Below are 14,808 nucleotides of genomic sequence, written 5' to 3' on the forward strand. Positions count from 1 at the left end.
CTAAAACACCTGATTAATTATTGATTTTTGTAACAGTTTCAAGGCTGAAATGTTGTTTTCAGTATTTCTTAAGTTTTCTCTTGATATGACTAGTGAATCTACTATTTCATCTTGAATACATTTATCATTTGGAATGGCAACTTTTAATTTCTTTTGTGCTGTAATCCCAATATATGCCCTTGTAGATTGTGACGAAACTGACGCTAGCTGAGATTGGAAATAGTTTGAAGTAAAGACATAATACAAATACTGGCTCGACAATTTTTCCTTATTCACCCGATAATATGTCACCTGAGGTGTTAGCATTAAATATGGGTAGTTTAACTCTTCTGGCACAATGGCTACCTCGCCAATAGTACCTTTGTGACTGAGTAACACATCACTAGAATGAGCAAAACCAATTCTTAACTTGTCAGTTAAACATTTATCAAGCTTTTTACTATTTTCTAAATCAATACTTCCATTTTTTAAAGCATTTGCCATTACAAACGGGATACCACTTTCAACATAGTCTGAAGACTTGGGGTGAATATCCCCATGATTTCCATCTTGTACTTCTATTAAAAACCCTTCCTTTAGCAAATCTGAAATAGTATATGTTTTCCAGCCTTTTGATTTTTCAACTTTAAGTTTTGGACAAAACTCCGCTTCACCACCCATTCCCAAAATAACATTATTATTTTTCTGAACAGTAAAACAAATATCAGCATAAGATTTCAAATTAAGACTCTTTTGCAATAGTTCATCTTGCTCGACTAAAAGCTCTACAATTTGACCTTGCTTGTTTTTTGGAGGTAAAAGAAACTCGTAATCGGAAAGATCTTTCCAGTTAACATAGGGGTTTACCGAGCCTTTTGAGTTTTTAATTGAATGCTGGGCAAAGCCTTCTGAAAGCATAATAAACGGTAGTAATCGCTTATCTATTATTGCTTCATTCGCTTTAATAACGAAAGTAGTATTTGATGTAATACCTTCAAACGGTGCTACGGCAACTTTACGTAAATAGGTACGACGAGAGCCATAAAGAATATCACCTTCTTCAAATTTACGAGTAAAAGCGGGCCCTAAATATTCATCTTTTAATTCACCCCATTCACGTAGATGAATATCTTCAGAATACATATGCTCACCTTTTACATAGCGAGTTAATTTTGTGTTTTCACGGTCTACAGTTTGTTTTTGTTGTATAGCAACATCGCCAAACTTCACTATCTGCCAATCACTTCTGTCTAAATTAAATTCTGCAACTACTTTTTCGAATATTGCCGCCATTTTATTTAGCCTCCTCAAATAATTTGTTCATTGATACCTTTAAATCGTCACCAGCCTTTTGCCAGTCTGATAACGCGGATGAAAAGCAGATATCATTATCTGAGTTATCTTTTTTGACGTAAAAATTAACATTCATATTGCCATCTAACGCTAAAATTTCTTCATTAGTGGCAACAGTTGAATAATGTGGGATATCAGTAAAGTCTTTGTATGCCTGATATAGCTTATTAATATGTTCAGGGGTTAGGTAAGCTAATCCTTTATTATCGACCACATCATCTTTACCATTAATAAATAAAACTTTGCCTTTTCGTTCAGCAGGTTTGTTTGTATTACCCACTAAAATCATTGCTTCCATTGGCGAATTATAGAAAAGATTCGCACCTACACCAATCACTGCTTCAATTTGATCTGATTCAATCATTTTTCTGCGCATGGGCGCTTCTGCATCTCTAAACAAAATGCCATGCGGCCAAAGTATTGCGAAGCGTCCGTTATCTAAGTCTAAGCTTTTATGAATATGCTGCTGAAACGCATAATCTGCACAACCTTGTGGTGGCGTACCCCATAAATTACGCCCGTAAGGATCGCTTTCAAATGCACCACGATCCCACGCTTTAATTGAGTACGGGGGGTTAGCAAGAATCACGTTGAATTTTTTCAGTTCATCGTTTTCAAGTAGACCAGGGTTAGACAGAGTGTTACCACGAATAATATCGAACTCTTCTATGCCATGCATAAACATGTTCATACGAGCAATAGCAGAAGTCAGGAGGTTGATCTCTTGCCCATAGAGCTTAAGGTTTCGGTACTCTTTGCCCTCTTCCTTTAAATGCAACGCACAGTTAAGTAGCAAGCCACCAGATCCACAGGTAGGGTCGTAAACTGACTCGCCTGGTTGTGGGTCCATGATCATGGTCATTAACTTAACCACAGTGCGGTTAGTGTAGAACTCTGCTGCGGTGTGGCCGCTATCGTCAGCAAATTTCTTAATCATGTACTCGTAGGCATTGCCTAGCTTGTCATCTGGTACATTTTTAAGGTTAAGTTTTTGCTCTGAGTAGTGCTCGATAAGCTCGGTTAGCATGGCATCTGAAAGACGCTCTTTGTTGGTCCAACTTGCGTCACCAAAGATACCTTCTAATGTATCTGGGTTTGCTTTTTCAATCGCTCGCATTGCATTTTGCAGCGCTAAGCCAATGTTGACTGTTACTTCACGGACATCATTCCAATGCGCCCCTTCAGGTATTTGGAAGTGGTGGTTTTCAGCAAACGCGGCATACTCTAAATCACCTTCACTTTCTGCAAGTGCGCTTTCAAACTCTTCGTCATAGACGTCAGAGATGCGCTTGAAGAACATCAGTGGGAAGATGTACTGCTTGTAGTCACCTGCATCAATGGTGCCGCGAAGTGTGGTTGCGGCGCCCCAAAGGTATTTTTCTAGTTCTTGTTGGGTCATCATTGGGGGGTACCTTCTAAACTGACACTCGTAATCTTCACATCAAGCATGCGAATTAGTTGTTCTTTCATAGTTTGTTTTCTTGCTGTCACAAAGGCTAAGAAGTCTTTAAGTTCCAATGATTGAGTTGGAGCAATAAGGTTCTGGCGAAGATAGCTCTCTTTAGCCTCGTGTGTTGGGCAATTCGAGTTCAACCACTCTTCGAATGGCTTATCACTTTTCTCAATATTACTGGTCGCTTCCAACAGTTGTAAGTTAGGCAGCTTATTGTACTCCGACAGATATAACTCAATGTCTTCAGACTCTACCCCTTGTTTAGCAAGAAGCTTCGTCTTAAATAATGACTGTGGGTGAATATGGTCTTGATGGTATTTATAAGCTGAATTGAGACCAGGGTAGAGCAGCGAAAGCGCGCAGTATGTTTTCGCTTTCCCGTACTGTAAATCGAGAATATTATCTATATCATCTTCACTAAAGCTGATTGACTTACGGCCACCGCGATAATGTGCAATAGTTTCCTGCAGTGGGAACTTACCTAAGTGCTCATTAATTAGGTCACGCATTTTTGGATAGATGGAATCTGGCTGACCACCAAAAGTACCTTTTAATAAGACACGAGCAAGCCACTCTTTAATCGCTTTTCTATCACTTTCTCTATAAGATGAATGAACTATTGAGTCTTCAAAATCATTCTTGTAGATGAAGTAAGCAATAGGAATAATCGTGTTCGTCGCGGCTAGGTTGTCTCGACTAAAACCTAATTTAGATACCAACTCGATGCTTGTACGCATCGCCGTTGAGATTTTATCCCACTTCCTCTCTATAGCTATCATGTTCTCTTTAGTGAAATTGTCGACTTTAAACTTCACGTCAAAGTCAGCAAGCACCAAGCAGGATTTGAGTACGATATCTTTATTGAAGTTAAAGCCATCACCAATCTGATTAATAGAGTCTACAAACTCATGAATAACCTCTCGCGCATCTTTCTCTTTCCATTGAGCTGTAGCGATAGAAAGTAATAGGTCTGAGTAGCTAAGCTTTGTACCACCACTATTGATTCGGATGAAAATTTGAAGCACTTTATCGAGCTCTTCGCCTTCTTCCAAATAGTAGCTGATGGTCCCTTTTTGATGCACAACATTGAAAAACTCATTCAATGTATTGATTGCAAATTCAGACTCTTTCTCACTGTAAACTGAAGTATCCATGAGTCTGTTCTTCATCATGAACATCGATATTTTTCCCATATCGGTCAGTTCAAGAATCTGCCCACACTCAAACCAATAATATCCTTCACACGGCTCAGCTTCAGCTTGTGTTAGAAATTTGAAATCAAACTCAGTTTCCAGCTCGTCAGACGGCTTAAGCAGGTTTAGATACAGCTTCTTCTCTGGGAATGCGTAAGGACTATCCCAACGGTAGTAAGGCATCTTCTTTGCGTATGTGCCAGTCAATGCAACATACATGGATGTCATGCGTTGCTGACCATCTAGCAATGCAATGATATCTTCATCATCACTAGGTTCGGCCTTACGATTATGCCTATTATCCTTTTCATGGTACTTATTTAGAAACTCGTAGAACTGAAAGTCTTTGATTTTGTTCTTATCAACCTTCCAAAATAGAAAAGTGCTGATAGGATAATCACGCATTAATGAATCAAACAAAGTTTCGATTTGATCGGTATCCCAAACGAACTCTCGTTGAATTGATGGCAAAAGGTAATTACGCTTTCTAATGTTATCAATTGCTGTTTTTATCGTAATTGGAGTCTGGTAAGCCATTACAGAAACCTCTTCAACACTTGTTTGAATTTCTCTTCAGCATCTAGGCTCTCTTGCCAGGCTTGCTTCAAATCTGCCATCGCTTCTTCGACTGACGGTAGGTTGTCTTCGATAATTTTTTCGACATAAAGTGGGATGTTCAAGTTAAAGTCATTTTCTTTCAAATCTTCCATAGTGGCGACTTTGACGTAGTTTTCTACATCCTCATAACTTTGATACCAGTCGTAAATTTGCTGAACATGTTTTGGCTCTAAGAAGTTTTGAGCTCGACCTACTCGAATTTGGTCTGATGCATCTATAAACAGCACCTTACCTTTCTTCTCTTTTGGTTTGTTCTGCTTGAACACCATGACGCAGGCAGCTAACTGAGTACCATAGAAGATATTTGGCCCAAGACCGATCACAGCTTCTAACATATCTTGCTCTAGCAATTGCTTACGAATTTTACCTTCTGCTGCTTTTCTAAATAGTGCACCATGTGGAAGTACAACTGTCATTCGTCCAGTACTGTTCATCGACTTAACCATGTGCTGTATCCATGCCATATCACCGTTGCCTTTTGGTGGCACACCAGCAATATTTCGGCCGTAAGGATCGTTAGCCCAATTTTCAGCGCCCCAGTCCTTTAAAGAGAACGGTGGATTTGCAATCACACAATCAAAGGTTTTAAGACCATCAGCTTCAAAGAATGCAGGTGAACGTAATGTGTCACCTCGCAGGATGTCAAAGTCTTCAATCCCGTGTAGAAACATGTTCATTCTGGCAATAGAGCTAGAGGTTAGGTTCTTCTCTTGGCCGAATAATTTAAGGGTGCGGTAATCTTCTTTGTTGTCTTTTAGGTGGTCGACACACTCAAGTAACATGCCGCCAGTTCCACAAGCAGGATCGTAGATTGTTTCCCCTTCATGCGGGTCAAGTATCAAACCTAGCAAATGAACAACAGAGCGAGGGGTGTAGAACTCCCCTGCCTTTTTGTTTGTTAAATCAGCAAAGTGCTTAATCAAATACTCGTATGCGTTGCCAAGCATATCTGGGTCAACGTTCTGATTACCTAACGTGTACTGAGAAAAATGCTCCACTAGGTTAATAAGCAGCTCATCAGACAGTTTGTTCTTGTTACTCCATTGCGCATCACCAAAAATGCCATATAGGTATTCTTGGTTCGCTTGTTCGATTCCGCGTAAAGCATCTTCTATCGTGATACCAACGTTGGTGGTTGTTTCACGCACATCTTGCCAATGACAACCCGTAGGGATTTCAAAACGGTGCATTTCTGGCATTGACGCGTACTCTTCATCACCACCCGACTCTTCGAGGGCAACGCGGTATTCTTCATCATAAACGTCAGAGATACGCTTAAAGAACAGCAGTGGGAATATGTATACTTTGAAATCTGAAGCATCGACTGGACCTTTTAGTATCCATGCGGCTTTTGATAGGTACTGCTCTAATTGTGAGAGCGTTAGTTTAGCGGTCATTTTTTACTCTCTTCTATCCAAGCCTCAAGGTCTTCGCGCTTAAAGCGCCATGAGCCACCGACTTTAAAGCCTGGTAACTTGCCTTCGCTTGCTAATCTATATGCTGTTTTTTCGGCCAACTTTAGATAAGCAGCCACCTCTTTCAAGGTTAAAATTTGGTCTACCATTCAGAGTGTTATCTCATGTTGGTTTTATTCATCAGAATTGATGGTGAGAGAATATGAGAAAATTGAGGAATCAGCAATGTGAGATAACTCAATACAAGACTAAGTGCATAGAAAAAATACAAATGCCCACCAGCTTTCGCTGGTGGGGATAAATCAAATAGCATTCAAAGGGGCAAGGTCGATGATCAACGAGTCCTTCACTCGATTAAATTCTTCACTTTCTATATCGCAGGCTGTAAAGCTTTCCAAAAGTTCTTGCTGTCTCGGTTGTCCAAACGCTAAGCGATAGAGCACCAGTATTTTTTTCACTTCCGCATATTTCGCAACTTCTTTACTCATTGGGTAAGTCGGTACAACTCGTTCAATTTGAGCCTTCCCATTAGGAGTAAACCAATACGGCTCTAAGTCACTCGTTTTATTCGCATCACCATTGGCTGCTTGAGTAAATAGCTGCTCCCAAACATCCGCTTTGCTGCCAAAATCTGGCGTGTAGTTTTCTGCTATACGTTGACGAACGACAAGCGACTTATACCTGTTCACCCGCCCTTCTCGTTGCTCAATATCGATGGGGTTGTTGGGTAAGTTCCAATGAACGACTCGACGGCAATACCAATGAAAATCGAGCCCTTCTTGACCTATTGATGTCGAACTCAACACAAATGGTCGGAATGGGGAGTTAAACGCGTCACGTACGCTCACTACTCGTTTCAAGCCGCTATCATCATTGAGTTTTTGATTACCGAGCGGAACAGCAAAATGACAACGCATAGACGATGAACAGTTATCTTTCGCTTTTGTTCTATTCTCCCAGAAGTGAACCTGCTCGGATGAACTTCGTATTCCCATGGCATGCTCTAGCTTACTTGTTGCGGCATGAACATCGCTGCCTGATGTCGCAAGTAAGTGGCAGTATTCATCAAGCATTGATTGGTAATTGCCATGTGCGCAATAGACCAAGACCTTATACCAAGCGGGTGATGCCGTCTGTCCAGATAGCAGAGTGTGTTTAACGTTACGTTTCACAATGGGAATAGCGTATTCATGATTGAACAGTCTGGTTGTAAGCTCTGCAAATTGAACAGAGTAACTTACCAAATCGAATTCAGATATGCCTTCTGACCACAGCGCTTGAATGGTCCTCATTGCGCAGGTAGCAGGGTTAGCTAAGCTTGAATATGCCAGTACTTTGGCTAAATCATCAGGCATTTTACCTAGAGAGAATGGCTCACTCCCCTCAAAGTACTGCTTAATTTTGGCAAAATGCTTAATACGGCCTTCTGTGTTTAAGCGAGACTCTATCACCTCTAACCATTGCTCGAAATGTCCTGCCTTCCCAGCTTGTTGATCCAGCAGCATAGGAGCAAGCACGTACCAATCTCTATTGGTCCTTTCTTCGCTTTCATATTGCTTTAAACAAGCTAATTTACTCTGGATTAACATGGTTTGTTGAGCCAATACCTCATCTAGGCTCCCACCCAAATACGACACATCGGCTAGCGACTTACAAGGATAAAGTAAATGCCATACGTTGAGAGTTGATTTCCCTTCAAATCGAAGTAAAGGTGAAGCGTTTTTATCACTATGGTACTGCGGCCTCTTACCCTTCCCTTTTATTACTCGACGTTCGGCCTCATAAGACCACAGGCAACTTAAAGCCTTTGGCACAAGCGCCCACGATGAAAATAGCAGCGTCTTAGTAAAATGTTCATTCCCTTTAAATACACCGTCAAATTGGTAGTAAGGTTTGCAAGGTGGGGACCAAAGCAAGTTCTCCGGCGAACCTTCGAAAATCACTTTACTTAATGCTTTGATCTTTGCATTCGGGGCACTTTGTTCAACGTTCAATCTATAGTTTTGAATGTTCGCATGAGAGAGCCAAGCGTGAGTGTGCTCTCTGCTTCGGTGCTTTCCAAGTAGCTTACGTACATCAGGGTTATTGATATTGCGGTGGTACAGTTCCTTAAAAGCATAACCATTTAGGAAGGAGATAGCCCAAGGTGCTGACTTAGCGAACTCGATAAGAGATACACCTCCACGCCCTTTAGGCAGCACTGCGTTTAACGCTTCGATCGCTCGGTAACCTTGGACTTCTTCAACACTAAAGTCAGAACCACAACATAGTTCATTGGAATAAATAAGCTGCTCAAAGCCTTTGCTAATTTGGCTCCGCTCAGTTCTGGCAATGTATTCTCGCAGTAACTTTTCGACTGAACGCGCATTAGTATCGCTGATGGACTCAAAATCTGCATTGCCAGACGACAGGGTTAGCATGTCCCCATGAAGCAGATTACGCTTCAGTTCGTATTGAGAAACAAAGTCCACGTCATTGTGCGATAGAAAATCGAGTAACTTATGCAATTGTTCATGATGACTGCTTTCATCGTCCTCATCGTTAATTGTCGTCATCGCTTTAAAAGGCGTTGCCGACAACAAAAGTACTTTGGATTTTGCTTTTTTGACTTTGTCCTTATCACTAAATACCTGCCTAGCAATTAACGACTCTTCGGAATCGGAGCTTTGATCTGTTAACGACTGAAAGCGTTGGAACTCGTCTAGGATGAACAAGTCTGCTTGCAAGCTTCCAGCACAACAGCGCGCCACCAGTCGACGAATTTCCACTCTAAAATGGTAAAATAGATGGCTAGTTTCTTCGGTTTCGCCTGAGTCTTTGTTCCAACAATTAGCTAAGTAGAGCGCCGCATCTTGTAGCGATGAAAAGTGTTCTCTTAACACTGTAGATTCGCAAGGCTTGCTCAAGCTGCTTTCAAGCTCTAATAACACCGACGGTTCAGTGTCAAAATCCTTATCCAGTTCCCCCAATTCTTTTTCCCATCGGCCCTCTTTGGTAATCTGGTTGGTTTTGAATAGCTGACGAATTGGTTCCACAACTTCACATAAGTTCGTCGTTTGAGACAATAGAACCGCTAAGATCGCTCTTTCCCGGCAGTTACCCGATCCAGCAGTCAACGTAAAAGAAGTCGAAGGGGTTAACGTACAAACTTCAATGACATGCTCATCGTTTAATTCAGATTTTTTCGGTTTTAAAGCCAGTTCAACCAAACGCCCAAATGTTGATGGTTTCACCCATCGCTTTGCATCTTCACCATTAAAGAGCGCCAGCTTTTGGCGATTTTCATCTGCCAATGCAAGGTTGGTACAGATATAGATGACACGCATCGGTGTAGTCGTGTTGGACCCTAAATGTCTTTTCAGTAATTGAGCGATAACACCTTTCGCGACGATAGTTTTTCCTAACCCCACTTCATCAGCAACCAGTATTCTGTGGCTATGTTCGGGTATTTGATACTTATTTATAACTAGGTCTACCGTTGCCTTTTGAAAATCTTTAAGGCCAGTCAATACACCGTTTAGTTGCTCTAGGATCGCTTGTGTCATTACTTCGTGTTCTTATAATTCTTACAACTATTTATTAACTACTACTTGGATGGTACAAATGACGAGAAGACGCCCCATAACGTCTTGAATTCATCTGGAATGATCTTTTCATCGACTTGCGCTTGTAAACGATCAATTCTTTCTAACAAATCCGGACTTAACGCAGCCGCTCGCATCAACTTTTCGTAGATCACACTGTCTTTGGTAAAGAACACGCCACCCGCCCCCTCACCGTCTCCCTTGCCCTCACTGTTCATCAAATCTTGCTTACTTGGGTCGATATGTAACAGCATCGCGATATAACTCATAAACTGTGAGCGGTTTTCGAGCAATTCATTAGTAATTGCCTTGCCTCGATCCAATTCAAAATCATTCGTTATTTCAGCTTTAACTACTAAATTCTTAACCACTGAATCATTTTCTGATATTTCGAGGTGAATTAGTGCACTAATCTGGGAGAGTTTAAGGCTATCCCAAATAACCTCTCGAGCTAGGGCTCGAGGCTGTGACGCACTCAATGTCGAAACCTTAACGTCAAACCTCTCGGGAGTCTCAACCAAAGCCCCATTCAAGGTCAGCTGATATTCACCATCACCACATAAATCAACGTTGAGCTTCCAATCCGTACTAATTAGGCTGAACTCTAATAGACGAAGTGCTCGATCAGAGTCTTCACCTTCAGTTTCTTCTAATTCGTTGAACTCATGTTTTGTAAATAAGCCTGAGCCATGCTCATTAACCCATTGCTTAATCAGTGAATGAACACCAATGTGGTCCTTGGAGCCCGTTAAACGAAGCATAAATTCACTATTTCTCGGACTATTGGAGGCGTCTCCTATCGCCGCTTGCGTTGTATTCGCAGAACCAAGGTGCCAGCTGGAAGTAGAATCAGTTTCATCGACAACTAATAACTTAGCATGCAAGTTGAGGTCGTTTTCGACAAATAAGGACTGGTCCATTTCCTCATTTTCTTCCGCATCGACGAGGTGTTCGTTAAGTGCGTAACAGTGCCAACCGTCCAACGCTTTCTCGCCCGCCATATCAAGCTCTTCTTTACGGCTAAATAAGTAACGTTGGTCATCAGGAGCAAAGGTACTAAGCCAGTCTAAAGCCCCGACTTTGCCGCCTCCTCGAATAAAAGGTGATACGGCAAGCATGGCTTGATTACCATGCTCTAAACGAATTGGATGCTGTCGTTTATTGTCATCATCAAAAATGGTAGAGAGAAAGCCGAGTTTACTGATGTTATCTGGTTTATCCCAATGCACCCTAATTAGCTCTTCTGGATCAATCACTTCATCAAATGAAAGCGTTGATGAGCCGCGGTAAAGCTCATCAAAAAAGTCAATCAATGGACGATTGGCTGGCTTGCGCTTCCCTCTTGATTCTCCATTAATAACAGCGCTGAGATCCCAGCTGCGGTCAAACGTTAAGTTACGTGACAACACTATCAAGCGGTATTTTACATTTTTAGTTTCATCTGGGCTTTCGAATCGCAATAACCACAATTTCGGGTGAAACGACGAAAACGCTGAATTTGACTCTCCTGCGTTTGGAACTACAGGCACTAGGCTGCGTTCCAACAAGCCAAATAAGCTGTTGTACTTATCTGGCAACTTAATATTACCTTGTTGGTAGAAAACCGTAAGTTTATCTCCCAGCATTCCTAACGCTTCCAACAGCGCTATTCTCATGTGTTCAACCGAGCCTTCTAAGGTATGGCCAAAACACATGGCAATTGGCACCGTCAACAAGGTATTTAGATCCAAGCTATACGTCGTGGCGATAGCATGAGTAAGCTCATAACCCTCGGGAGCAATAAGCTGTTCGCCATAATCTAAGCGATTTTTATCCGGCACTAACATCTAGCCCCTCCTGGATATCTTGTAAAATGACTCTGGCAGAAGGCCAACGAAATTCTAGTTTGCGCATTCCAACCCACTTTTGATTTTCACTGAGGGCTTTTTTCAGCAAACACCTTACCCCTTTATTTGCTATCGCTTGCTGCTTAACACATGCATCCAACTTATCTACAGGGGCATTCTCGCGAATCAAGCTACACCAGTTTTCGATAAACTGACGTGTACGTTTGTTTGCGCTTTTATGTGGTCCGAAAGCAAACTCATACCAGTTATCGATGCTCTGCTGTTCAAAGCTCGTCCGCTGTTTATGAGCTTGATTCAACCAAACATCAAACTCTTCATTCCACTGTTCAATCTGTTCGATATTTTTGGCACGTTGGGCTATGAGGATGTTGTAACGAATATGCGCGCCTTCAAGAACAAAACTAAATTCCAGCGCGTTTTCAAAACATGTTTTCGTTTGTTCGGAAATAGGCGAGTCTTTTAACTTTTCATAAAGGGCTTCTGCCTGCCAACCATTATGGACATCCATATCAGCCACTTGCAAAGCTTCACCAACAAGGTTGTGCTTGAATAACTGAGCGGGGACACTATGTTCAATCTTACTCGATAGCTGTAGTTTATTTTTGAGGTAATCAGCTTCATTCCGTGTAAGTTTTATTGACACTTGGTTTAACCAAGATTCACAGTAACCATCGGGTTTCGTCATCAGTTGAGCGATATCAGAATGCTGCCCATCGTCATCAACATGGGCTTTGGTCTTATTGTTTGCTAGCTCTTGGTACTGATTAACAAACTCTCTTAACGACAGTTCTGTTTTAGCGATAGATAACTGGCGCAGTCCATTCCAGTAGACAGAAGAAGGCTTCCGAGCCACTCCTTTCTCTAGGCTTTCTTTTCCAATGATCCCATCAGGCATATCATGTCGATGGTTTTCGACTAAGCACCTAGCTAATTTATCTTCTTGCTGGCTAATGTATTCAGCAAGAGGGGGCCTCTCATAGGGATCTAACTTACGGTAGTCGTGAAAGATATATGGGATAGTGACAAAGTACTTAGCGCGGGTTTGGATAGTAGAAAAACCCGGAAAAAGCTGATCGGCAAAGGCATCCCTAATTTGTCCTATACCCAACTCATCAAGTGTACCTTTCTCTTGTAACATGGATAACACTTGAGATACACGCTCTCGCTCTGTGGATGAAAAATCTATCCACCCAATTAGACTTTTTTGTCGGCTCACTACTCACTCACATATTCTTAATTAATTCAGAGATCATCTAGCGCTATGTCACTAAGACTTTCAGTATTCCTTATTGGTAGATATTCAAATACTTCGATGTCGTTGATCTTTTAGCTAAAAAGAAAATTAATCACCAACGATTTAGTTTTCCCTATATTCAATTGCCAATCGAAACTCATTTCGACCATTTGCGACCTTCTCGGCATTCCGATAAGTACTTAAATGGGAAAGGTTTGACTGTCGCTAGTTTATTGCGCACAAAGTAGCTCTTCGTTAAATTCAAACAAAGTTGCTTTAGTTCATCAGGGCCTTCAAGATACCTGATATGATTGAACTGCCCCCGGCTAAACTTAAAACCACCTTTTTCACTACCAACAAAATAAGCAGAATGTTCGGCATCGTAGAAGTGCCCCGTTAGTGCTTCGAGGTACTCGTTATGTCCACCTTTCAACGAGTAATTAAGCATCACACCAGTCTCTTCAAAATAGCCATCAATCAGTGCTTGTTCAGCGGTCGAGCGGTACCCAATCTTGGCAGCTTTAAGATCTTCTTTGTAAAACTCTTCCTGCAGCGTATGTGTCTCCAACATGGACTTGAGCTTGCCATGTATTGGATCGTTCAAGTAGGCAGCATCTGAAAGGTAAGTATCGATAAATCCACGGCTTATGCCTCGCAGGTTACTCTCCTTTAGATGTTCAAGTACTTTGAATAGCTTTTCGGCATCCGGAATTGCGGCAATTTCTTCATGAACAATGGTACAGATTTGAGGAGGTAACTGCGACATATCGATTACATAGTTCAGCGTTTCGAAATAGCGCTGCTTTTCAGGTAGTTCTATATTGAGCTCATCAAAATAAAACTCATCTTGCTGCTCATACTTGAAGGCTCCGTTATCACATTTCAAGATATGAAAAACCGGCTCTTGGTCGCGATACTTAGGGTCTTCTCTCTCGGCAAACCAGTAGTTCCCAGTTAGAGGTTGAACAAGAAACTGACCTAGCAAGCACTCTTGTTTAATCGCCATTTCTTTTACCACTGCATCAATGATCGGGCTTAGCTCATTTCCTCTCGCTTTGGGACGTACAGAGGTAATTGTTGAGTTGTAGATACCTTGTGTCACTCTATCTGATGTATAAAAAACCGCCTTAGGATCGGATAGCCCTGCTTTTTCATAGTCTTCAGCACTATCTAATACGACAAGTAATGGCTTTCTGGCATCGATATCTGCAACTTCAATAAATTCAACTTGTATTGGCCATTGCTGATCTTTTAGCTTCTCAAAGCCACCCCCTTTTAACGACGCGTTCGCAATCTGTAGACCACCAGCATCATCGATAACTTGATAGATACGCTGATACACCTTTTCAACATCGCGCTTTTTATAATATTCACGCCAACTAGCCTCAATAGGCTTTAGTTGAAGCGATAAGCCACCAGAGAAATGCGTGTTCATCAGATTTACGAATTGATAAATGGCGCCGGTTTTCGTCCTTTGAAGCGAAATCGGTTCTTGACCAGTAATGTCGATGGCATTTGTCGTGAACTTTTTCTTCCCTGGACTATGCACAATGAGGTTGCCCTTTGGGTTACGTCGCAATAGCCCGCTTTCCATGTCGAACTCAAATTTAGTTTGTTTCTCAATATAGCTTACTGGCTTATAAGCCGTTTCTATTGGCGAAAATGTTGTGCCATCTATAGAAATGAATAAGGAGTTAAAGCGCACACTCTCTTTAAGATCAAATTTTAAGCATTTGTACACGTTATGCTCAAAGAACTTGTCTGACTCAACAAAAAGAAATGTCTCTCCAAGCCCTGAAAAAAACTGACTTGACGCCACTTTGCCAAGCGCTCGTACAAAAAGACGCCCCAGTAACAACTGGTCGCAGTCTTCAAATCTCACGCGCTCAAAAGCAACCTCTGTTGATTCAGGCTTAGTTTTGTCTTGTTTGCCACGCAATACCCAGTAGTTACCAGAGTGCTTTATAAGTGCCTTAGGCATCGAAGCTCGCTCCACGATGCTAAGTTGCTTCGCGTAATCTACCTTTCCCATGCTTTTGTCCAATGACACTTTGTAAATGACGTACTTTTGATTCAACGCTTCAAAATCAAAGGTTAGGTCAATGAGGGTGGTTAAACTTCGGCTCATCTTC

The 14,808-nt window shown here is 41.6% G+C and carries 9 protein-coding genes; all 9 read right to left on the reverse strand.

From position 1 onward, the window contains the following. The 9 genes from MHO32_RS02595 to MHO32_RS02635 all read right to left on the reverse strand — a co-directional run bounded on the left by MHO32_RS02595 (position 1) and on the right by MHO32_RS02635 (position 14,804). On the reverse strand, positions 1–1,272 hold the full coding sequence (locus tag MHO32_RS02595; protein WP_239210599.1) for a restriction endonuclease subunit S: 1,272 nt from the start codon (positions 1,270–1,272) through the stop codon (positions 1–3). A gap of 1 nt (position 1,273) precedes the next feature. Beyond that, entirely contained in the window at positions 1,274–2,734 is a 1,461-nt protein-coding gene (locus MHO32_RS02600) for a type I restriction-modification system subunit M (RefSeq protein WP_239210600.1), read from the reverse strand. Continuing rightward, entirely contained in the window at positions 2,731–4,515 is a 1,785-nt protein-coding gene (locus tag MHO32_RS02605) for a DUF262 domain-containing protein (RefSeq protein WP_239210601.1), read from the reverse strand. Before MHO32_RS02605 ends, MHO32_RS02600 begins: the two co-directional genes overlap by 4 nt. After that, positions 4,515–5,993 carry a type I restriction-modification system subunit M gene (locus MHO32_RS02610; protein ID WP_239210602.1) on the reverse strand — a complete coding sequence of 493 codons (1,479 nt, stop codon included), beginning with the start codon at positions 5,991–5,993 and terminating at the stop codon, positions 4,515–4,517. Before MHO32_RS02610 ends, MHO32_RS02605 begins: the two co-directional genes overlap by 1 nt. Then, on the reverse strand, positions 5,990–6,160 hold the full coding sequence (mads1, locus tag MHO32_RS02615) for a methylation-associated defense system helix-turn-helix domain-containing protein MAD1 (RefSeq protein WP_017038628.1): 171 nt from the start codon (positions 6,158–6,160) through the stop codon (positions 5,990–5,992). Before mads1 ends, MHO32_RS02610 begins: the two co-directional genes overlap by 4 nt. Before the next feature lie 153 nt (positions 6,161–6,313). Continuing rightward, positions 6,314–9,556, reverse strand: a complete 3,243-nt coding sequence (locus tag MHO32_RS02620) for a DEAD/DEAH box helicase (RefSeq protein WP_239210603.1) — start codon at positions 9,554–9,556, stop codon at positions 6,314–6,316. A 41-nt stretch (positions 9,557–9,597) separates the two neighbouring features. Continuing rightward, the gene (locus MHO32_RS02625) at positions 9,598–11,421 is read right to left on the reverse strand and encodes a phospholipase D family protein (protein ID WP_239210604.1); all 1,824 of its coding nucleotides are present in this window, start codon (positions 11,419–11,421) and stop codon (positions 9,598–9,600) included. Next, complete coding sequence (locus MHO32_RS02630; RefSeq protein WP_239210605.1) at positions 11,405–12,658, reverse strand: DUF6361 family protein; 1,254 nt, start codon at positions 12,656–12,658, stop codon at positions 11,405–11,407. Before MHO32_RS02630 ends, MHO32_RS02625 begins: the two co-directional genes overlap by 17 nt. A gap of 175 nt (positions 12,659–12,833) precedes the next feature. Further along, positions 12,834–14,804 (reverse strand): hypothetical protein, encoded by a 1,971-nt coding sequence (locus tag MHO32_RS02635; protein WP_239210606.1) that lies wholly within the window; start codon positions 14,802–14,804, stop codon positions 12,834–12,836. Between the last annotated feature and the right edge of the window lie 4 nt (positions 14,805–14,808).

The organism is Vibrio sp. MMH1-50 (assembly GCF_022347645.1).
Taxonomy (GTDB): Bacteria; Pseudomonadota; Gammaproteobacteria; order Enterobacterales; family Vibrionaceae; genus Vibrio; species Vibrio harveyi.

Excerpts from the sequence above, each read along its gene's own strand:
- MHO32_RS02595 (WP_239210599.1), bottom strand. The coding sequence starts at position 1,272 with ATGGCGGCAATATTCGAAAAAGTAGTTGCAGAATTTAATTTAGACAGA.
- MHO32_RS02600 (WP_239210600.1), bottom strand. The coding sequence starts at position 2,734 with ATGATGACCCAACAAGAACTAGAAAAATACCTTTGGGGCGCCGCAACC.
- MHO32_RS02605 (WP_239210601.1), bottom strand. The coding sequence starts at position 4,515 with ATGGCTTACCAGACTCCAATTACGATAAAAACAGCAATTGATAACATT.
- MHO32_RS02610 (WP_239210602.1), bottom strand. The coding sequence starts at position 5,993 with ATGACCGCTAAACTAACGCTCTCACAATTAGAGCAGTACCTATCAAAA.
- mads1 (WP_017038628.1), bottom strand. The coding sequence starts at position 6,160 with ATGGTAGACCAAATTTTAACCTTGAAAGAGGTGGCTGCTTATCTAAAG.
- MHO32_RS02620 (WP_239210603.1), bottom strand. The coding sequence starts at position 9,556 with ATGACACAAGCGATCCTAGAGCAACTAAACGGTGTATTGACTGGCCTT.
- MHO32_RS02625 (WP_239210604.1), bottom strand. The coding sequence starts at position 11,421 with ATGTTAGTGCCGGATAAAAATCGCTTAGATTATGGCGAACAGCTTATT.
- MHO32_RS02635 (WP_239210606.1), bottom strand. The coding sequence starts at position 14,804 with ATGAGCCGAAGTTTAACCACCCTCATTGACCTAACCTTTGATTTTGAA.